19 protein-coding genes are annotated in these 20,802 nt (G+C 60.5%); 9 read left to right on the plus strand and 10 right to left on the minus strand.

Translation table 11 applies throughout. From position 1 onward, the window contains the following. Nucleotides 1-43: 43 nt before the first annotated feature. The 6 genes from ABQZ00_RS22835 to ABQZ00_RS22860 form a co-directional block, all read right to left on the minus strand. Nucleotides 44-301 carry a hypothetical protein gene (locus ABQZ00_RS22835; RefSeq protein ID WP_323539170.1) on the minus strand — a complete coding sequence of 86 codons (258 nt, stop codon included), beginning with the start codon at nt 299-301 and terminating at the stop codon, nt 44-46. A gap of 189 nt (nt 302-490) precedes the next feature. Further along, nucleotides 491-2,179, minus strand: a complete 1,689-nt coding sequence (locus ABQZ00_RS22840) for an AIPR family protein (protein ID WP_323539169.1) — start codon at nt 2,177-2,179, stop codon at nt 491-493. 149 nt (nt 2,180-2,328) lie between these two features. Beyond that, the gene (locus ABQZ00_RS22845) at nt 2,329-2,985 is read right to left on the minus strand and encodes a hypothetical protein (RefSeq protein ID WP_323539168.1); all 657 of its coding nucleotides are present in this window, start codon (nt 2,983-2,985) and stop codon (nt 2,329-2,331) included. After that, nucleotides 2,985-3,869: a hypothetical protein gene (locus ABQZ00_RS22850; RefSeq protein WP_323539167.1), complete on the minus strand. Its 885-nt coding sequence runs from the start codon at nt 3,867-3,869 to the stop codon at nt 2,985-2,987. The genes ABQZ00_RS22845 and ABQZ00_RS22850 overlap by 1 nt, the downstream gene beginning before the upstream one ends. A 698-nt stretch (nt 3,870-4,567) precedes the next feature. Continuing rightward, on the minus strand, nt 4,568-4,711 hold the full coding sequence (locus tag ABQZ00_RS22855; RefSeq protein WP_164497824.1) for a hypothetical protein: 144 nt from the start codon (nt 4,709-4,711) through the stop codon (nt 4,568-4,570). Nucleotides 4,712-4,913: 202 nt separating this feature from the next. Beyond that, nucleotides 4,914-5,261 (minus strand): winged helix-turn-helix transcriptional regulator, encoded by a 348-nt coding sequence (locus tag ABQZ00_RS22860; RefSeq protein ID WP_323539166.1) that lies wholly within the window; start codon nt 5,259-5,261, stop codon nt 4,914-4,916. Nucleotides 5,262-5,350: 89 nt separating this feature from the next. On the opposite strand from ABQZ00_RS22860, the gene ABQZ00_RS22865 reads away from it, so the two are divergent. Together ABQZ00_RS22865 and ABQZ00_RS22870 are read left to right on the plus strand one after the other, a co-directional pair. Then, nucleotides 5,351-5,677: a nuclear transport factor 2 family protein gene (locus tag ABQZ00_RS22865; RefSeq protein WP_323539165.1), complete on the plus strand. Its 327-nt coding sequence runs from the start codon at nt 5,351-5,353 to the stop codon at nt 5,675-5,677. 182 nt (nt 5,678-5,859) lie between these two features. Then, on the plus strand, nt 5,860-6,456 hold the full coding sequence (locus ABQZ00_RS22870) for an NAD(P)H-dependent oxidoreductase (RefSeq protein ID WP_323539164.1): 597 nt from the start codon (nt 5,860-5,862) through the stop codon (nt 6,454-6,456). A 75-nt stretch (nt 6,457-6,531) separates the two neighbouring features. Here the strand turns inward: ABQZ00_RS22870 and ABQZ00_RS22875 are convergent, their stop codons facing one another. Both ABQZ00_RS22875 and ABQZ00_RS22880 read right to left on the minus strand, forming a co-directional pair. Then, complete coding sequence (locus ABQZ00_RS22875) at nt 6,532-7,245, minus strand: hypothetical protein (RefSeq protein WP_323539163.1); 714 nt, start codon at nt 7,243-7,245, stop codon at nt 6,532-6,534. Between the two features lie 132 nt (nt 7,246-7,377). Beyond that, nucleotides 7,378-8,031: a glutathione S-transferase family protein gene (locus ABQZ00_RS22880; RefSeq protein ID WP_323539162.1), complete on the minus strand. Its 654-nt coding sequence runs from the start codon at nt 8,029-8,031 to the stop codon at nt 7,378-7,380. Nucleotides 8,032-8,513: 482 nt separating this feature from the next. On the opposite strand from ABQZ00_RS22880, the gene ABQZ00_RS22885 reads away from it, so the two are divergent. Continuing rightward, a complete protein-coding gene (locus tag ABQZ00_RS22885) occupies nt 8,514-9,596 on the plus strand; it encodes an ATP-grasp fold amidoligase family protein (RefSeq protein WP_503064318.1) in 1,083 nt (360 codons plus the stop codon). A 221-nt stretch (nt 9,597-9,817) separates the two neighbouring features. On the opposite strand, the gene ABQZ00_RS22890 is transcribed toward ABQZ00_RS22885, so the two are convergent. Continuing rightward, nucleotides 9,818-10,729, minus strand: coding sequence for a LysR family transcriptional regulator (locus ABQZ00_RS22890; RefSeq protein ID WP_323539160.1), 912 nt, complete (start codon nt 10,727-10,729; stop codon nt 9,818-9,820). A gap of 125 nt (nt 10,730-10,854) precedes the next feature. On the opposite strand from ABQZ00_RS22890, the gene ABQZ00_RS22895 reads away from it, so the two are divergent. Then, nucleotides 10,855-11,592, plus strand: coding sequence for an SDR family oxidoreductase (locus ABQZ00_RS22895; protein ID WP_323539159.1), 738 nt, complete (start codon nt 10,855-10,857; stop codon nt 11,590-11,592). 58 nt (nt 11,593-11,650) lie between these two features. Continuing rightward, on the plus strand, nt 11,651-12,550 hold the full coding sequence (locus ABQZ00_RS22900) for an SDR family NAD(P)-dependent oxidoreductase (RefSeq protein WP_323539158.1): 900 nt from the start codon (nt 11,651-11,653) through the stop codon (nt 12,548-12,550). Nucleotides 12,551-13,037: 487 nt separating this feature from the next. Here ABQZ00_RS22900 and trhA read toward each other — a convergent pair whose 3' ends face one another. Then, entirely contained in the window at nt 13,038-13,700 is a 663-nt protein-coding gene (gene trhA, locus ABQZ00_RS22905; RefSeq protein WP_055852741.1) for a PAQR family membrane homeostasis protein TrhA, read from the minus strand. Nucleotides 13,701-13,998: 298 nt separating this feature from the next. Between trhA and ABQZ00_RS22910 the strand changes: the two genes are divergently transcribed. The 4 genes from ABQZ00_RS22910 to ABQZ00_RS22925 all read left to right on the plus strand — a co-directional run bounded on the left by ABQZ00_RS22910 (nt 13,999) and on the right by ABQZ00_RS22925 (nt 20,670). Beyond that, the gene (locus ABQZ00_RS22910; RefSeq protein WP_115552426.1) at nt 13,999-15,147 is read left to right on the plus strand and encodes a Fic family protein; all 1,149 of its coding nucleotides are present in this window, start codon (nt 13,999-14,001) and stop codon (nt 15,145-15,147) included. 130 nt (nt 15,148-15,277) lie between these two features. Then, nucleotides 15,278-17,773, plus strand: coding sequence for a DEAD/DEAH box helicase (locus ABQZ00_RS22915; protein WP_323539157.1), 2,496 nt, complete (start codon nt 15,278-15,280; stop codon nt 17,771-17,773). Then, the gene (locus tag ABQZ00_RS22920) at nt 17,770-19,290 is read left to right on the plus strand and encodes a ribonuclease H-like domain-containing protein (protein WP_323539156.1); all 1,521 of its coding nucleotides are present in this window, start codon (nt 17,770-17,772) and stop codon (nt 19,288-19,290) included. The genes ABQZ00_RS22915 and ABQZ00_RS22920 overlap by 4 nt, the downstream gene beginning before the upstream one ends. Nucleotides 19,291-19,884: 594 nt before the next feature. Continuing rightward, entirely contained in the window at nt 19,885-20,670 is a 786-nt protein-coding gene (locus ABQZ00_RS22925; RefSeq protein ID WP_323539155.1) for a DUF1868 domain-containing protein, read from the plus strand. Nucleotides 20,671-20,802: the final 132 nt, after the last annotated feature.

Here is a 20,802-nt window from a genome sequence, read left to right on the forward strand (position 1 = left end):
ATCGATCGCATTGTTGGGCATGAGATCTTAACCGGGACTGGCATCATCGTAGATACGGAATGCGCCCCTTGCGCTGTAGCGCACGTTCCCATCTCCTGATGATGCCGCGTAAGGGCTCCTGACTGTCGTCCTCGTAGCTATCAACGACATCTTGTTCGTCCACCGACAATTGCAGCACGCGCTTGATGCAGCCACATCCGGCAAGTTGCGCTCCGCAGAAAGGACATCGCTCCTTAAGGCAGAAGAGCTCATGGAGCTCGCCAGGCTGGCAACCACAGTCGGGGCAATCGGTCAGCGTCAAGAAGAATCTCCATTTGAACTAATGCTGTTAAGGAATCGCGGCAGGGTGGCGCTTGAAACTTAGTGATTTGTGCCCCCCCCCTGAAACCACATCGTCACTTATCACTTAGTCTAGTCCCGCTTTTCAAGTGGCAACATCTCAAAAAGCCAAACACATTCCGCGAAAACGCCTCTGATCCCTCCGTCCGAACTACATAGACTCATTCCTAGCGGCAGCCAACTCCGCTTTGAAAGACGTAGCACGATCACGTTTTATAGCCTTTTCATAACTCGGAATTATTTCTCTTGCCAGTGCCCGAACCGCCGTGAGACTTTTCAACTCTCGCTTGTAGTCGAAGGGGTGATCCGAGTTACTACGATCTTTTATTTCAGCGTTTAGATCAATCACGAGATCAGCAGTTATTTTCTGGGCAAGAAGAAATAAATTATCGAACCCAATTTCTTTAGCTATAGCTTCAGGATTTCGACAAAATTGCTTTCCTTCAGCATCAACTTCAAGCGCCTGACGTAATAGGTACATCAGGAAATAAGTCGTCAGCGTGTAGCTCGCCACCAACTTATTATCAATTCCACTCATAGCTTTGTTTACCGCGTCAAAGATCACAGAAATAGATGCAATTCTCCAAGCATTCACTTCTGGCCTGCCGAATATTTCGGAATGCAAATCGTCAAAAAGCCTATACGACTGATGACAGGACCAAGGCTGCTGTAGATCAAAAGCCAGTAATATTCGTGCCGCCAACTCGTTTGTGATTACGTTTTTAGCACTAATAGCTTCCCCACGCTTAATTTCGTATCCAAAGAGGTTTCCTAATTGATGCTGAAACTCCGCCTGCAGCCGACGCTGAATATTGCTATTAGATTGCAGGTCACGAGCACTAATGGAATTTTGGTTATTGCTATGCCTAGTGATTTTAGCCGCCAGCTCACTTGCAGGCGATAACCGAACAATTCTGGTGATAAGCTTTAACTCCGTCGAAATACTTTCCCTGTTTTCATAAAGAGTCGTTAAGCTTTGACAGCCATTAACTACTGTATACCCCGACATCCTAAAAACATCTCTATCGAAGCTAGCGTCTTCTGCAAGTATTGTAAGACCGTTATGGTAAAAGACGAAATTCTTATGCTCTGCCTGATTTCTAGCGCTTTCAGATATAGCTTTGTTTACTTTCGTCTTTCCAAGCGTCTGGCGAACGTTCCAAGAAAACAGCTCACCGTTCTGTAAGCCAGCCATCTGAACTAACTCGTCAGCACGAAGTACAGTTACAAAAACTTTAGCCTCGCCGGTCGAGTACTCAATAGGTTGAGCGCCGTCAAGGTTGAACTTAACTTCTGTCCCTACCGGAGCTGCTTCACCGGGAGGAACCCAGTTTTCCTTTAACGAATTTTCATCTACAACTCCAATGTCTATGCGATGTTTTAGATAATCGTCGGCATCGTCATTTATCACTGCGTTGGTTACAAATACGCCTCGAACTTCGTAACCCTTTTCTACCAAAGCACCTAGACCGGCATTTTTAATCAGGTGCTTCAGCTCATTATTCCCGGTGGATTCAGATAGTTTGGCGACAGACTCCGCCGTTTTAAGTTGATCGAGGGTTCCAGCAAAGAGTTTTAGATCGTTGTCCCCTAAAGTTTTTGCATTATTTTGTCTGAGCTTTGCTTGAAAAACAACAATCCGCTCCATATTATCATCTACATATATTCCGTCTATTCCTTTATCATCTACTCCGTCACAAATTGCGTCCTGAGCGGACGTCTCATCCAATCTAAAATAGTTTTCAAGAAACCACCCTAGGAAAGCTCGTGATTCAACTCGACCCGAAATCATATGCTTGCCAAAAAGCTGAAGAATTCTTGGGTAACTGAGATCCAGCATTAGCATTCCTACGAGTAGTGAATGTTTGACGAGATGACGTACCAGAACCTAGTCCTATGTGCGTTATCTAAATTTATTTTTTCGCTTTATGTATTTAAAAATCCAAACTTTTGATAATTAATTGGAAACGGGGTATGAATTGCTGCTCTTTAGCTCTGGCCAAATGCTGGAGTACGGCCCTGCGTAGACCAGACCACGCAAAGTGCTGGAAATAACTTGGTTAAATACAGCTTTATTGCAAGATACTGTATGGAAAGAAGGAGAAAAGAAGAGCAAATAAAGATGATCAAGTTAGCGGGATGTAATATATTGAAAACACAAAGTGCAGCGACAATAAACGCGACAAAAGCCGCACCGTGCAATCGTTGGAAGATTTTGCGTTGACTTGAAAGTTCCTCAGAAACTAGAGTAGTGCAACTGTCATTTGGATTTTGAGAGACCCCTGTTTTATTTGCAATTTCTGATGCCGATCTGACAAATTGAGTTATCACGCCAGTCTTGTATATCAAAGAGAATATCTTTTTCACCCCTAGTTCGTAGGCGCCTTTCATGGAAGCGGTAATTCCTATAGATATCATTATGGCACCAACGGAGGTTGATGAAATAATTCCTTTTTCCGTATCAAAAAGCGTTGATAGGTTCTCGCTAAAAACCAAATCAGCCGTGGGTGGCCAGCTAAGACCATTACGCTCTATCAAGTAAGCGACGGCTGCAACAATCAAGAACGCGGTTAGCGTTCCAATAGATGGCAGCTTACCTAATTCATCTGCATATCTCTCATATATTTTTTCTGATATGCCACTCATTACATCTCTCCCAAATCACGCACCAAGGCAATGAAAAGAATATCTCCCGCACCCGGATCGAACGCGCCATACTCGATCCATGGAGCCCCATAGAATTCAATGACTTCATTTTTCTCGAATGGTCTAATTAAACTAAGAAGTGCGCCTTCGCTGCCGAAATACAAGTTGGACTGCCGATCAGCTTCTAGATTTGTAATTTTTGCTGTCTTTGAAATTCTATCGAGAGATCTAATTCTTGCTTGATATATAACTGGCTGGCCAATTTCTCTACGAGAAACAACTTGGTGGAAAGCAACCGCCTCATCTCTACCAAATGTATACCTAATAGGTTCTTTCGTTGCTAGTGTCATTTCAAAGCTACTTTCGCCCGAAGCTTTTGATCTAATTATTGCAAGAATTTGGTCTATTTCCCGAACAATAGCTCGGTCTCCGTAGGTCCTAATGATTTTTGGATCTCCTGTCCGCAGGAGCTCGGAATGAGTTGACGGCTTTACTAAACCAGACGTGATTTGCGCTCTGCGTTGTGCGACCTCTTCAGCAAGAGCCTGCGTTCTATTGATGCCTTCGCTGGTCATTTTTTCAACAGCTGTTTTCAAGGCCAAATTTACTCTTTCAATAGCCGCCTTTACTCGATCGCTTTTTTTTACAAAGTCGATTATGTACCCTCCATTATATGAGGGGCCAACGAGTAATTCTGCATCTGGCCATAGCTTTTGAGGCATCTTTGAGTGCTTCCAAAGAGCTCCGTAGTTAATCTCAAGACAAGCCCTGTCTACGGCGTTTTGCAAATGGGAAAGTGTTTTCCCCAATGTGCGCATAGACACCATGTGATCACTTGCAATATCACCATCAAAATGTAGCTGCACTGCATAAGAACCGACCATATAACTTTCTCGAGAAATAATTAAAGGGCCCGGCATAAATCCTGAAAGCCCGGTTGTGTATTTATGAAAAACGAATCCTAATTCTGCATGCCTCCCTCAACGAAAATGGTCTGCACCGGATCGGCGTTATAACGCGCTAGGTATCCATGTATATCGCACACGACGCTGACGCCCACTCGCTGCCGGTTCCAATGTTTCCATCGCAGCAATGAGCAGACGCGAGCCGTTGGTTGCTGGGCTCGCTACTTTGGTGCGGATGTCAACCAGCTTGCTACGTTGATAGCCACAGGCGGACGAAGGGAGCGCGACTAGCCAGTACAAGCCAAGTACTATCCATGCGATGAGCGCAAGTGCTGCACCGATGCCTTGATTGAGGTCTTGTGCCAGTGGGTTGATCTGCTGCCAAAAAACCCATGGCAAACCGTTACGGATGGCTACAAAAACGCCAACGCCCTCAGCGGGCTCAAGCGACCATTGTGATGACCGCAGAGGCGTAAGCCTAGTACTTCTCCATCTGCTTCCCATGCATGAAACCCCCGTTCCAACCTGCACACTACCGTTGTGTAGTGGTTTTGTCAGCGGGGCACCCGGCATTTTGTATCAGCGGTGTCATCCGCTGCGATTGCACGCACTAAATTGCATGAGTAGAGGCGCCCGCCTTTGTGCGAACGCCTCCACCACTTTACTGCAGCGCTCGCTTATTTCTTTTTTCCTTTCTTGTCCGGCGTTTGACTCAAAGCGGACGCGGCCGCTGTTTTTGAATCCTTGCCGGTGCTGCCGCTACGCAAGACCTTGCTTGCGGCCTTGGCCGCTTTGGGGCCGGTTTTCTCATTGGTCGCCATGCGTGTGACCTCCTCGCCACCCCAGTGGTGGCGAGGCGAAACTAGGCCGATTATGTTGGCGGCACAAGTCTGGCTGCAGCGCGCGAGACGGCAGATACTGCAAGACCGCCGGTGTGTTATCTGGGTCAGTTATCTGGCGATGTACGCGCTGCTGTGTGCCTGATGTTTCAGGGTCGGCGTGCAACGACACGGTGCCAAGCCATCACTGCTGCGACGGTTCGGGCAACGGCTGCCGCGCGTCGCCCCAAGTGAGCATTGCATCCAGTGCGGGGCAAAGCGCCTGGCCCCATGGCGTGAGGCGGTAATCCACCTGCGGCGGTACCTGCGCGTAGACGGTGCGGAGCACCAGGCCGTCGCGTTCTAGCTGGCGCAGCTGTTGGGCGAGCATCTTCTGCGAGATGGCGGGAATCAGCCGTTCCAAGTCCGAGTAGCGCTGCACCTTGCCGTCGAACAGGTGGAACAGCAGTAGCAGTTTCCAGCGGCCTTCGATCAGTTTGAGCAGGGCTTCGACATCGCATGCGGCGGTGTCTGGGGTGTGCGGCTTTCCCATGGGTGCGTGACTTACCTTTGCGTGCGTTCTTGCGGCAGGTGATGCCGCTGCCGATCATGGCATACCCCTTTACACCGGACATCGCTGCCATGTCGCTTACCCTGCCCCACGCCATTGCCTGCTTCTTTGCCGCCAGCAACGCCGGCGATGCCACCGAGCTGGTGCCGCACCTTGCCATTGAAGCGGTGGTGCACGATGAGCGCCGCGAGCACCGTGGCGCTGCCGCCATTTCGGCGTGGCTGGCACAGACGCAGGCAACCACGCCGTATTGCGCGGTGCCGCTTGGCGTGCACACCCAGGGCGAGCAAGTGCGCGTCACTGCACAGGTGTCCGGCGATTTTCCGCAGAGCCCGTTACAGCTGGAGCACGTGTTTCAGTTGGTGGGCGGCAAGATTGCGGCGTTGCAGATTCATTGACTAGGCATGCCGGCGTATTGCGCCGTTAACACGTGCCGTGTGCCCTGCTGCCACAGCAGTCGGTACTACGTTTCGCCATGACGAGCGCTACCGCAGCGCGATGGATGCGCTGTCGCGTGCGTGATCACCGGCAGCGGCGATCACCTTCTACAACCTCTCTCTCTTTTGGAGCCAGCCAGCTGATGCATGCCCTTATCGTTGTAGCCCATCCCGAGCAGCGCTCGCACACACACGCGGTGGCCGCGCAGATTGGCGAAGCGCTGCTTGCCTCAGGCGGGGCGCATACATTCGAAGTGGCGGACCTGGCGCAGGAAGGCTTCGACCCGCGTTTTACGCCGGCCGATGTAGCGCTGTTTTCGGGGCAGGCCGGAGCGCCGCCCGATGTGGCGGCCGAGCAGGCGCGGCTGGATCGCGCAGATGCGTTGGTGCTGGTGTTCCCGATTTACTGGTGGTCGTTTCCGGCGCTGCTCAAGGGCTGGATCGACCGCGTGTTTACGCTGGGCTGGGCGTTTGATGAAGACGCTAACGGCAAGATCGTCAAGAAGCTGGGGCGTCTTTGCGTGCATGTGGTGGCGATCGGCGGCGCGGACGAGCGCACCTATGCGCGCCATGGCTACTTCGGCGCGATGAAGACGCAGATCAATCACGGCATTTTCGATTTTTGCGGTGCGCCGGTGCGCACCACGGAGTTGCTGACAGTGCCGGACCCTGCATTCCCGCAATCGCACTTTGCCACCGCGCGGGCGGTGGGTGAGCGGGTGTTTGCTGAGAGCGTGTAGCGAAGGTTGCAGAGCGGCGTGCTGCGATCCTGCAGCCAAGTGGTCAATAGCCGATGTGTCTGCCACCGCAGCGGTTTATTCAAACGGCCGCGGAGACGGTTGCCGGTTCTTGGCGTAAGTCTGGTACAGCCCTGCGGCGCGCTCGTCGGCGACGACGTTTTCGATGCTGCTCAGCCCCTTCGCGGCGATGGCCGACGACGCCTTGCCATCGCCCAACAGGTAGGCCAGGCGCAGATATGCCGCGCTATCCACCAGGTTTTTGTGCTCGGTGTCGCTGGCGTAGACCTCGGCCAGGCCGTAGTAGGCGTACAGGTTTCCGGTGGCTGCGGTCTTGCTCAAGATCGCCAGGCCTGGGTAGAAGCGGCCGCTCACTGCGGTCTTGGTGCCATAGAGCACCGTTGCGGCTTTGTTGCCTGCTTGCGATTCGGCCTTTAGGTGGGCCAGGTCCATGCGGTCCAGTCGCGCGCGTTCGGCGTGCGAGGGGTAGCCGTGGGCCAGCAGCCACTGCGCTTCTGCCTGCGAGTTGGCCACCAACGGGCTGCTGATTGAGCACGCGTGTGCGCCACGCTCGCACAGGTACTGCGCTGTGTCGGCGCCGGTTGCAGCTGGATGGGCAACCGCTGCTGGTGTTGGGTTGTTTGAAGCGGCAGTGCGGTTGGCCGTGGCTGCGTTGCGGCCGGGCGCACTGGCGGTTGATGCGGCATCGGCTTGGGTGTGTTGCTGTGCGCGTGCGCAGCCGGCCAAGGCCACTGCAACGATTGCCGCGAACAGGATGCCGGTCGGTCTCATCTCACTCTACCTTGTGGATGCGGTGACGACGGCAGTTATCCGTCATCGCCGCCATTGCGCGTTGCTGACGAATGCGCACCTTGGCGTGCAGCGATTGCGTGGTCAAGACCGATGCAACCACGCTGCTTGCGATCAGGCCGGTGCGCCACCGTCGCCATTGATCGCCCATTGCGCAGCAAACGCGCGTTGATACGCCGGCCGGCTTTCGCCACGCGCGACGTAGGCCTGCAGGTTGGGGAAGGCGTCCAGCAGGCCGGTGAGTTTGATGCGGATGAGCACGGAGATCATCAGCAGGTCGCCGGCGTTGAAGTCGCCTTCCAGCCAGGTGCGGTCGCCCAGATGGGCGCTCAGATGCTGCAGGCGGCGGTTGATGCGTTTTTGCAGCAGCGGCAAGCGCTCTGCCATCCAGGGTTTGTCGGCTTCCAGCAGCAGGGCGTTGCCCAGTTCCAGCATCGGCGGCTCGACGGTATTGAGGGCGGCAAACATCCAGGCGATGGCACGGGCACGGGCGTTGTCGTCGTGCGACAGCAAGCCAGCATGGTGCTGGGCGATGTGCAGCACGATGGCGCCTGTTTCGAACAAGGCCAAGCCATCCTGCTCGAAGGTGGGGATCTGGCCGAACGGGTGGATGGCCAGGTGCGCCGGTTCCTTGATCGCACGGAACGGCAGCAGGCGCACTGCGTAGGGTTGGCCCACTTCTTCCAACGCCCAACGCACACGGGTGTCGCGCACCAGCCCCTTGCCGCCGTCGGGCGAGCGCTCGAACGCGGTGATGGTGATCGTCATGGTCGAAAGACTCCGAGTGGCCGGCAGCTGAGGGCCTAGCGTACGCCGGGGAGACGCGCGGCCGCTGCGGGCAGTGACTGGCCTCGATGACGCGTGGATCGGTTGTCTGTCTCGCCTGCGCTGCCGCCGCACAGGTCGCGGCAAGCGCCGCATCCCTACGCGTTGGTATGGCCGTGGCAGATGCCCTCGGCCTGGCGGCGGCAGCAAGTGCCCGACCAGCCAACGCCCGCTGACAGCGCCGACCGCAGGCACGGCACGGCCCGCCCGAATCGTTTTTGCACTGCACAACGGTCGCGCCCGGTTGCCCGGTTGGCGGGGTGTTTTTAGGCGTAAAGCGCCTGCGCCTTTGCGTAATCAGGCCGATTGAGACGTTTTGCCATCCTCGTCTCACTTTCCCATTATACCGTGCTCGACATCACACACTTGTGTGACGGAACGCACATTTATAGCCGGAAAGGAGAGTCGTCATGATCGATAATGGACTGGGTTTGCAGACGCAGCCTATGGGGACGCGAGGTGCTGCAGGGCATGCGTGGGCCGGGTTTTTCCCCAGCGTGGCAACGCCATTTGGCAATGCCCCGCCGACGCGCTTACCGCCCGCACCCGCGCCCCGGCCAGACAGCCTCACCCTCAAGCGCCTGTTGCGTAAAAGCGCGCGCCGCCTGGTGCGGACGCTGCCCTGGCGGCATCAGGACCGGCTGTATTTCTTGAACACGTTCGGGCGGCTGCCCAATCTGTACCACCCCACCTACTTCAACGAAAAAGTGCTGTACCGCAAATGCGTGCACGGCGATTACCCGCTGTATCAGCGGCTGGCCGACAAGGTGGCGGTGCGGCCGTATGTGGCGGCGCGGATCGGCCAGGCGCATCTGATTCCGATGCTGCTGGACAGCGCCAATCCCGACGATCTGCTGCGCCTGCCGCGCTGGGAGCAGACGGTGATCAAGGCCAATCACGGCGCGAGCATGGTGGAAGTGGTGCGCGATGAGCCGGACGCGGCGCAGCGGCAGCGCATCGTGGCGCGTTGCAAGGACTGGCTGCGCACCGACTTCTCCGACATGGAGCGCGAGATCCATTACCACAACATCCCGCCGCGCATTCTGGTGGAGCAGTACATCGGCGACGCGCAGCAGGTGCCGGTGGATTACAAGTTCCATATGTTCCGACAGCCGGACGGCCGGTTTCAGTACGTGCTGCAGGTGATCTACGGCCGCTTCGACACGCCCAAGCTGTCGATGACGTTCTTTGTCGACAACCTGCACACGCCGTTCCACCGCATCCGCGACGACGGCCGCTCACCGCCATGCGCACCGGCGCTGCTGGAGCAGGCGCTGGAATTGAGCAAGGTGCTGGCGAGCGACTTCGATTACGTGCGTGTGGATTGGTATATCCAGCAGGGGCAGGTGTATTTCGGCGAACTCACCTTCACTCCCGGCGCAGGCATGGTCACCGGCCTGGACCGCGGGCTGGACCGGATGATGGGCGATATGTGGGTGCAGCGGCGCGCACCGGTGGAGGCGCGATTGCCGGCATATGGCATGGGTATGCGGGTGCCGGTGCGGTGAGGCATGACCGCAGGCGCAGCACCGATGCGATGACGATGCAGCGCACCAGCGATGCCTGCAGCGTTTCGGTGCGCCATGCACAAGCGTTGCGGGTGGCTGTTAGTGATGTGCTGATGTGCACGTTGCGGCAGCACGCGCGGAACGCACGCGATGCCGAGGATTCGATCGATCATGCGATCGCCGCCGCGCTGTATCCGCAATACCGGGCACCGCAAGCGTGCCTACCCGATCGGCTGGGCCACGCCTGCATGTTTGGCAAACTCGCCAGCGGCCCAGTCCAGAAACACACGCACCCGTGGCGACAGTTGCCGGGCGCGCGAATACAGTAGCGACACCGGGTTGGACGGTGGCGGTGTATCGCGCAGGATTTCCACCAGCGTGCCCTGTTGCAGGTCGTGGGCCACATGGAAGCGCGGCACCTGTGCAATCCCCAGGCCCAGGCGGATGCCGGCCAGATAACTCTCTGTGCCGGTGACGGTGAACAGGCTGGGCGGCGCGAACGTGCGCAGTCCTTGCGCGGTCTGAAACTCCAGCGGGGTGATCACGCCGGTGGTGATGGAGCGCAGGCCTACCATGCGGTGCGCGTGCAGCACATCGAGCTGCGTGGGCGTGCCGAAACGCTGCAGGTACTCCGGCGTGGCACAGGTCAGGCGTTCGAGCACGGCAACGCGACGCGCGACCAGTTCGCTGTCGCGCAACGGGCCATAGCGCAGCACGCAGTCGATGCCTTCCTCCACCAAATCCACCCAGCGGTCGCTCTCGCTCATCGCCAGCTCGATCTGTGGGTATTGCGCAAAGAACGCCGGCATCCCGGGCAGTAAAAAGTGACGCGCCAGCGTGCCCTGCACCTCCACCCGCAGCAGCCCTTTGGGTGCCACACCGCGGAAGCCGCCTTCGGCATCGTCGACGTCGTCGAGGATGCGCACGCAGCGTTGATGGAAGAGCTCGCCATCGAGCGTTGGCCGCACCACCCGCGTGGTGCGTTGTAACAAGCGCACGCCCAGACGCGCTTCCATCTCGGCGATGACCTTGGTGGCGGTGGAGCGCGGAATGTCCATGTCGTTGGCGGCCGCGGTGAAGCTGCGCCGCTCCACGATGCGCACAAACAAGCGCATGGCAGCGAACCGATCCATTGCACCCTCTGCCCACTGTTCGGGCGCTGGAAACAGTGCTGTGCATTCTAGTGTGATTATCGCCGTGTCATTGCGTTGGATAGTTTCGCAACGCCGCAGCCCGCGGCTTTGACGGAGAACTTCCCATGACGCAGCAACACAAGATCGCATTGGTTACCGGTGCCTCACGCGGTATTGGCGCCGCCATTGCCCAGCGCCTGGCCGGCGATGGTTTCACGGTGGTAATCAACTATGCCGGCCACGCCGCCGATGCCGAACAACTGGCGCACAGCATCGAGGCGGCCGGCGGCCATGCCATCACCGCGCAGGCCGATGTCAGCGACGCGGCCGCGGTGGCGGGCTTATTCGATTCGGCCGAGTCCGCTTTTGGCGGTGTGGATGTGCTGGTCAACAACGCCGGCATCATGCAGCTGGCCACGCTGTCAGACAGCGATGACGCGTTGTTCGACAAGCACATCGCGATCAATTTGAAAGGCACTTTCAACACGCTACGCCAGGCCGCACGGCGGCTGCGCGATGGCAGCCGCATCATCAACCTATCCACCAGCGTGGTGGGGCTGAAGCTGGAAACCTACGGCGTGTATGCAGCCACCAAGGCGGCGGTAGAAACGCTGACGGCGATCTTGTCCAAGGAATTGCGCGGCCGCGCGATCACCGTCAACGCGGTGGCGCCGGGGCCCACAGCCACGGCGCTGTTCCTGGACGGCAAACCGCCGGAGCTGATCGAACGCTTGTCCAAGGCCAACCCGCTGGAACGCCTTGGCAGTCCGGAAGATATCGCTGCGGCGGTGGCGTTTTTGGCTGGCCCCGATGGCGGCTGGATCAACGGGCAGGTGCTGCGCGCCAACGGCGGCATGGTCTGACCCGCTGTGGCACGCCGCATTGCGCACGCTGCTGGCTTTCCCATCAAGGAGCACTGACATGAGCAAACGCATTCTGGTCACTGGCGCGTCCAGTGGATTCGGACGACTGACTGCCGAAGCGCTGGCGGCCGCCGGCCACACCGTCTACGCCTCCATGCGCGATACCGCCGGCCGCAATGCCGGTGTTGCGCAGGAGATCGCCAACTTGGCAGGCACGCGGCAGCTGGCCTTGCATGCCGTCGAGCTGGACGTGCAATCGCAGGCGTCGGCAGACGCGGCGGTGGCTTCCATCGTGGCCAACGCAGGCGGGTTGGACGTGGTGGTGCACAATGCCGGGCACATGGTGTTCGGCCCGGCCGAAGCGTTCACTGCCGAGCAGCTGGCGCAGGTCTACGACATCAATGTGCTGGGGACGCAGCGGGTGAACCGCGCGGCGTTGCCACAGTTGCGAGCACAGCAGCAAGGCCTGCTGGTGTGGGTGTCCAGCAGCAGCTCGGCAGGCGGCACGCCGCCGTATCTGGCGCCCTACTTCGCGGCGAAGGCGGCGATGGATGCGCTGGCGGTGCAGTACGCGCGCGAGCTGGCGCGCTGGGGTATCGAGACCTCGATCATCGTGCCCGGTGCCTTCACCAAGGGCACCAATCACTTTGCCCGTGCCGGTGCCCCGGAGGATGCCGCACGCGCAGCTGCGTACGAGGCAGGCCCGTATGCAGGGTTTGGCGAACAGGTGCAGCAGGCGTTTGCGCGGATCGTGCCGGAGGATGCAGAGGTGGCCGAGGTGGCTCAGGCCATCGTGCGGGTGGTGGATACGTCATTCGGCAAGCGCCCCTTCCGCGTGCATATCGACCCGGCCGGTGATGGCGCCGATGTGGGCTTTGGCGTACTCGATCGCCTGCGTGCAGAGATGCTGCACCGTGTGGGATTGGGCGATCTGTTGGCACCGCGCGTGGTGAGGTGATGGGATGCGGCAGGGGTTGGGAGCGCCTGCCGGCTATGCTCTGTTGCGCTGAGTGCGCAGATGCAACCGCGCGCGGCAGTGTTGCTGGTTGGGTGCCGGCGTGGCGGTGGTGTTCGCACCACGCCGGCACCCTTGCTGCAGCGCTGCGGTGAGCTGGCGCTTGCGCGGACTGGCGTTTGGCCATGCAGGCCTGACGCTGGATCGCGCCCGGGTGCGCTCCAATGCGCCAATCCAGACCTGGTGTGTTTCCTCAACGCTTACAAGGACGTCGCTGTTGTTGATTGGTTCGTTGCGCATCCTCTGGCCCGTGGCCCTGGTTGGCCTGATGGCTTCCTGCAGCGAACCCTTGCACTGGTCCCTGCGCGCTCTGATTGGAAGCCGACGTCGTAAGGCGATCGACAGATCCATGACATGTCGATGCTATCGAGCAGGCAGGCAGACGCGACTGGTCGACGACAACGACAACGACAACGACAACGACAGCACGCTACACCCCACCCAACGGCCGCAGGCACAGCCAGATCGCATACCAATGCGACAACGCCCCGCCCAGCACGTGGGCGTGCCAGATGGCGCGGTTGTAGACCAGGGATTTGCGCACGTAGAACGTCACGCCCACGGTGTAGAACGCGCCGCCGGCAACGATGAGCCAGAGCACGGCGCTGTCCAGGCCGGCGATCATCTGGTCGACCACCACGATCCCGGCCCAGCCCAGCAGCAGGTAGATCGCCACCCAGAAGCCCTTGGCGATGCCGGGCAGGCAGAGCTTGGCGAACACGCCGAACAAGGCCACGCTCCAGACCGTCAGGATCATGGCCCAGCGCCAGCTGCCATCGAGCGCGACCAGAAAGAACGGTGTGTACGAGCCGGCAATCATCACGAAGATGCCGGCATGGTCGAACTTGCGCAGCATCGGTTGGCGCAGCGGCGGGGCGAAGTTGTACGCCGCCGAGCAGGCGAACATAGTCAGCAGGCCCAGCGCATACACGCAGGTGGCCAGCAACATGGTCTGGTTGGCGTGGGCGCGCCACACCATCCAGATGCCGCCGACGATGGACAGGAACAGACCGGCGGCATGCACGATCACATCGGCACGGCGGGCAGCAGGGGTTTTGTAGTGCGGAGCAATGGCGCGGGGGGGCACGGGCACGGCGGGTCTTCGAGGGGGAGGGCGCCCAGCAGCGTGCAGCGTCGGCGTGACGCGGTGGGGGCAACAGGATACCCGCTTGCTGAATCCGCTCAGTGAGGCAGGCTGGGCGGTTGCGCGCTGGTATGACGGACACACGCTTCTCTGCCCGGACGACCACGACGATGGACTTGATCAGGACGTGGAATCTCCCCGTAGCCCTGTCGCGTTGACTGCTGGGCTATCTAAAGAACCTTTCCACAACGCGCCCGCTTATTAAGGCATCCTTTAATAGCCCGCACTGGTAGTAAAGGATCCTTGCATGACACGTGTCACCGGCACATATGCCGTCATCAAGACGCATGACGAGACCGTACGGGCATTCGTTCCGGCTCCGCTCCCACCAGCTGCCCCTGTGCTGGATTCGGCTGCGTATCTGGAGCGCAATCGCCTTGCAGAGGTCGCACTGGCACGGCTGACGGGGATGGCGGGCCTGGTGGCGTCGAGCGAGTGGCTGATCTACAGCGCTGTTCGGCAAGAAGCGCTGTTGACTTCGCAACTTGAAGGCACGCAGGCCACCCTGACCGATGTCTTCGACGATGAGGCGGGGCTGGCGGTGACCAATGCAGACGATGTGGAAGAGGTCACCAACTATCTGCAGGCGTTCAAGTTCGTCCGCGAGCAGTTGCATGCGCCAACGGGACTGCCAATCTCGCTGCGCTTGCTGACCGAGGCCCACAGGATCCTATTGGCCGGCGTGCGTGGCGCCCACAAACTGCCGGGCAGCATGCGCACCAGTCAGAATTGGATCGGCGGGACCCGGCCTGGGAATGCCGCATTCGTGCCACCGCCGGCCGATCGCCTGGCCGAGGTGTTCGGTGATTTGGAGCGTTTCATCCATGACACACAGCCCACGCTGCCACCGCTGGTACGGATTGCGTTGGTGCACGCGCAGTTCGAAACCATCCATCCTTTTCTGGACGGCAACGGCCGGATCGGGCGGTTGTTGATCGCGGCCCTATTGGAAGACTGGCAGTTGCTGCCAGAGCCGTTGCTGTATGTGTCCGGCTACCTCAAAGCAAAGCAAAACGACTACTACCGGCACCTGTCAGCCATCCGCACGCATGGCGATTGGGAAGCATGGGTCGCGTTCTTTCTGGAGGCTGTGGAGGCCTCGGCCGAGCAGGCCCAGCGCAACATTGTGGCGATCGCCGCCTTGATCGCCGCCGATCGCAAGCGCGTGCTGAGTACCGGCAGCAGTACCTTGCAAGCGCTACGCCTCTACGAGTTGCTGCCCACCATGCCCAAGCTCACCGTCGACCGCGCCCAGCAAGCCCTGGAGGTTTCCTATCCCACCGCGCGCGCAGCCGTCACGACCTTGCAGGACATCGGTGTGCTGGTGGAAACGACCGGTCGCGCGCGCGGGCAGAGCTTCAGCTACCAAGCCTATGTGAACTTGTTGCGGGCTTAGAGCGACAGCGCACTGGCCCTCACGGCACCCGTTGCTGAATCCGCTCAGTGAGGCAGGCTGGGCGGTTGCGCGCTGGTCTCATACCCTGAGACACCTCCCCTGTCTCATGCCCCTCTTTGGGAGCCGCCGTATGCCTCCGTTTGCCCTCGCTCCCCGCACCGAAACCGCCGAACGCGCGCTGGCCACCACCGATGGCCGGCCCAGCCGCGATGGCGCGCTGCTCACCGAGCGCCTTGAACGGCGTTACCACGACCGCATCACCGGCAGCTTCACCCTGCCCGGGCGCGAAGGCCGTTACGCGCCGATCCCCGACGATGTGCCCAGCGCGCTGGCCGATGCCTTGCACGCGCGCGGCATCAGCCAGCTCTACAGCCACCAGGCCGACGCCTGGGCGGCGACGCAGCGCGGCGAGCATGTGGCGATCGTGACGCCCACCGCGTCGGGCAAATCGCTGTGCTACACGCTGCCGGTGGTGAGCGCGGCAATGACCGCCGGTGCCAAGGCGCTGTATCTGTTCCCCACCAAGGCGCTGGCGCAGGACCAGGTGGCCGAGCTGCTGGAGTTGAACCGCGCCGGCGAGCTGGGCGTCAAAGCCTTTACCTTCGACGGCGATACGCCCGGCGATGCGCGGCAAGCGATCCGCCTGCATGGCGACATCGTGGTGAGCAACCCGGACATGCTGCATCAGGCGATCCTGCCGCATCACACCAAGTGGGCGCAGTTCTTCGAGAACCTGCGCTATGTGGTGATCGATGAGATCCACACCTATCGCGGTGTGTTCGGCAGCCATGTCACCAATGTGCTGCGCCGGCTCAAGCGCATCTGCGCGTTCTACGGCGCCAACCCGCAGTTTATTTTGTGCTCGGCCACGATCGGCAACCCGCATGCGCACGCGCAGGCCCTGATCGAAGAACAGGTGCATGCGATCACCGAATCCGGCGCGCCCACCGGCGACAAGCACGTGCTGTTGTGGAACCCGCCGGTGGTCAATGCCGATCTCGGCCTGCGCGCGTCGGCACGCTCGCAGAGCAACCGCATTGCGCGCATTGCGATCAAGAGTGGGTTGAAGACGCTGGTGTTCGCGCAGACGCGCTTGATGGTGGAAGTGCTGACCAAATACCTCAAAGACATCTTCGACCACGACCCGCGCAAACCGGCGCGTATCCGCGCCTACCGTGGCGGGTATCTGCCCACCGAGCGGCGCGAGGTGGAGCGGGCAATGCGCGCGGGCAACATCGACGGCATCGTGTCCACCTCTGCGCTGGAACTGGGCGTGGATATCGGCGCGCTGGACGTGGTGATCCTCAATGGCTACCCCGGCAGCGTGGCGGCCACCTGGCAGCGCTTTGGCCGCGCCGGGCGGCGCCAGCAACCGGCGCTGGGCGTACTGGTGGCCAGCTCGCAACCGCTGGACCAGTACGTGGTGCGCCACCCGGATTTCTTTGCCGATGCCTCGCCCGAACATGCGCGTATCGCGCCGGATCAACCGCTGATCCTGTTCGATCACATCCGCTGCGCGGCGTTCGAATTGCCGTTCATTGCCAGCGAGCCGTTCGGGCCGATCGACCCGCTGGTGTTTCTGGAAGCCCTGGCCGAGAGCGAAGTGATTCACCAGGAAGGCGACCGCTGGGAATGGATCGCCGACAGCTACCCGGCCAATGCGGTGAGCCTGCGCTCGGTGGCCGATGGCAATTTTGTGGTGGTGGACAAGACCGACGGCAAGCAGCAGATCATCGCCGAGGTGGATTATTCCGCCGCTGCGCTCACCTTGTACGAAGGCGCCATCCACATGGTGCAGAGCACCCCGTATCAAGTGGAACGGCTGGATTGGGACGGCCGCAAGGCGTACGTGACGCGCACGCATGTGGACTACTACACCGACAGCATCGACTACACCAAGTTGAAGGTGCTGGACCGTTTTGACGGCGGCGTGGCCGGGCGCGGCGACTCGCATCATGGCGAAGTGCATGTGGTGCGGCGCGTGTCCGGCTATAAAAAGATCCGCTATTACACGCATGAAAACATCGGCTACGGCCCGGTCAATCTGCCCGACCAGGAGCTGCACACCACGGCGGTGTGGTGGCAGTTGCCGCAGGCCACCTTGGGCAAGGCGTTCGCGTCCAAGCAGGATGCGCTGGATGGATTTCTGGGTGCGGCGTATGCGCTGCATGTGGTAGCCACGGTGGCAGTGATGGCCGATGCGCGCGATCTGCAAAAGGCGGTGGGCAATGGCGACGGCGCGTGGTTTGCGGTGGCCGACCAGACCGGGCGTGGGCAACTGCGCGGCGTGGAAGAAGGCGAGCAAGGCGCGGTAGAACTGCAGCAGGCGTTCGTGCCCACGGTGTATCTGTACGACAACTTCCCTGGCGGGGTGGGCTTGAGCGAGCCGCTTTGGCTGCGTCAGGCCGAGCTGCTGCAGCGCGCGGACGAGCTGGTGCGCGGTTGCGATTGCACGGCCGGCTGCCCGGCCTGCGTGGGCCCGGTGCTGGCCGCGCATGAAGAGGGCAAAGGCGAGACGCCCAAGTCGTTAGCGCTGACGGTGCTGGCGCTGTTGTTCGATGCCAATGCGCCGTTGCGCCATGCCACCCAGGTGGACGACGATCTGGCGCTGGACGTGCTTGCATGAGGGTGAGTGCAGACCGGCTGCGGCTGCTGCGTCGGCAGGCGGGGCACACGGATGTGCGCGAGCCGGTGGCGGTTGCACATGGCGATGCAGCGCATGGCGCGGATGCCGTGCCTGCTGATGCCTTGCCTGCGGTTGCTACGGCGGGCGATGGTATCGGTGGAGGGGCGGAACTGCATTCCAGCGCGGTTGAACCGCTAACCGGTGATACGGCTGTTGCGGGTGATGTGCGCATGGAAGCCGCACCGGTTATGCATGCAGCGGCGGCGCCGACGCGTGCCCCGGCAGTGCCGGTGGCTGGCAGCGATGCAGGCGTCAGCGCAGACCGCCTGCGCTTGCTACGCCGTCAGGTCGGTGGGCTGACGCCTGCGCCGCGCACGCAGGATGCGGTGATGCCGACACGTGCGCAACGCCAGCCTGCGCCGGGTCCCGCTGCTTCTGCGTCGCGCGCTTTGCCGCGCGAGACTGTTGCACCAAGCGCGCAGCCCGGCAGCGGAAGTGCTGTCAGTGCACCGCGTCCCCCGCACACCACACCGGCAATGGCACGCCGCGCGTTGCAGCAGCCGGTTGCAGCGCCTGCGCGCGATAGCTCGGCGTTTGCCTGGGTGGACCACGATGTGCGTCACAAGCCGGCAGGCGCGGCCGCCGAGACGGCAGCGCGCGTGCCGGCTGTACGCGCAGCACCTGCGGTGCCCACATCCACCCCGGCACCGCAGCGACGCACCGATATCGCCGGATTACGCAAGATGATCGGCCTGCGCGAACGTGCGGTGTCGGCGCACACGCCGGTGCGCACGCCGTCCACCGATCGGCACCTGCCCGGCGACGAGATCGCACCGGGATTGCATCTGATCGAAGCGTTCCTGCCGCAGCCGATTCCATGCGAACCGCTCTCGCTGGCCTTCGCCAAACGCGAGGATGCGTTGCAGCCGGAGCACGTGCTGTTCTTCGACACCGAAACCACCGGCCTGGCCGGCGGTACCGGCACGCGCGCCTTCATGATCGGGGTTGCGCAGTGGTGCACCGATGCCGCGCAAGGCAGCGGCTTACGGGTGCGCCAGCTGATGATGTCCACCATGGCCGCAGAGAGCGCCATGCTGGAGTTGTTCTGCACCTGGCTCACGCCACAGACGGTGCTCTCCAGCTACAACGGCCGCTGCTACGACGCGCCGTTGCTGAAGACGCGGTACCAGCTGGCGCGGCGTGGCGACCCGATTTCTGCATTGGATCATGTGGATCTTTTGTTCCCTACCCGCCGCCGGTATCGCGGCACCTGGGAGAACTGCAAGCTGTCCACCATCGAACGGCAGCTGTTGCGCGTGGTGCGCGAAGACGACCTGCCCGGCTCCGAAGCCCCGGCCGCGTGGCTGAGCTATCTGCGCGGCGGCAGCGCGCGCAACCTGCGCCGCGTGGCCGAGCACAACCACCAGGACGTGGTGACGTTGTCGCTGTTGATGCAGCGGCTGGTGGCGGTGGAGGCGCAGGACAGAGACGTGATTCCGTTGATGGAGTCGGTGTAGCGGTCTGCCGCGAGCGCCGGCGATGCTGGCGGATCTGAGCGCATCAGATCTGGATATCGGTGATGCGGTGCGCTGGTGATCACGATCCGGCGACAGAAGTGCACTGCCCTGCCACTTTTCATCGCGGTGCGGCTGCTTTCGCTTTGTTGCGGAGCGCAGCGAGCAGCATGCGCAGGTGTGCGACGAATCGTTGTGCGATGGCCGGCGGTCTGTCTCTCCGCAGCGTGTGCGCGATGGGCAAGATGCAGTGTTTCGGCAGTCAAGCCACGCAAAAGCGGCGACCCGAACGCTTGGCCGTATTTGCGAAGAAGGCTGCCTTTTCGATGCGAAAGGTGGGGCGCTGTCATATTCGTTCTTTTCGGCGGTCTTACAGTGCAGTTGCCGTTCCGTCCGCAGCGCTGGTTTCCAGCGTTCTGCAGACCTAACCACTCACGCATGTGCAGCCTGCGAATTTGCCGCCGTGCTGCGCTGTGCGCAGTTGTCGGTTCGTGAGCTCGCCGCAGGAGCTGTCATCGACGCACACCAACGCACTGCGATGTGGCCGGAGTGATCGCGCACGTTGTGGGTTGACTCTGGATTTGAAGGATTGGCCGCATGGTTTCATTGTTGGATACACGGATCAGCCGACGTCGCCTGGTGGCAGCCGCCGCTGGTGCCTCGTTGCTGGGCTCCGCCCTGCCCGCACTGAGCGCCGCGCCACCGCCGGATGTGGGGCGCAAGTTCCTGCGCTCCCGTCGGCCGATGGCATTTGCCGGCAATACCTTCGTTGGCCACCTCGAACAACAGGGAGATGGCTACGACAGCTTCGATCGTGTGCTGGACATCTACCGCGAACTACCCGGGCACCGCTTCGCGAACAAGTTCGCGCTGCTGCCGCCCAGCAGTTATCACGTGACCCTGCTGGGCGGGGTCAACGAAATCGACCGCGTACGTGGGCCCTGGCCAAGTGATCTGGCGCGCGATGTGACGTTGAGCGAGATCAATGCCGATGTCCTTGCGCGGCTGGCGCAACGCACTGCCGCGCCGTTGGGTGCGTGCCGCTTTGTGGTGAATCCGGCTGCGGCAAAGACCGGCAACAACGACAATCTGCTCATCCCGCTGCAGCCTGCCGATGCGCAGACCGCACAGCGCCTGGAAGCCGCGCGTCAGGCACTGATGACGCTGACCCGCTTGCAGCGCCCGGACTACATCAACTTCCAGTTTCATCTCTCGCTGGCCTACCTGTGCGAGACGCTCGATAGCGCAGAGCAGGCTGCCTATCGCACTGCAGTAGGCGACTGGCTCAAGCGACTTGCGGCAGCGGGCCCGATCACGATTCCGCGCTTCCACTTTTGCACGTTTGCCGATATGGAGGCGTTTCGGACGGTGCGGGAGGTGTGAGGGCGGGGATTCGGGAGTAGGGATTCGGGATTGGAGTGAGGTGTGCGATCTCGCCAGTCCTCCGTGGGTGTTGCTTGAGAGCGGCTGATAAAACGTAGCGGGCAGCCGTGCGGTGTATTTGGAGAAAGCGCT

Source organism: Xanthomonas sp. WHRI 10204, from assembly GCF_040202875.1.
Taxonomy (GTDB): Bacteria; Pseudomonadota; Gammaproteobacteria; order Xanthomonadales; family Xanthomonadaceae; genus Xanthomonas.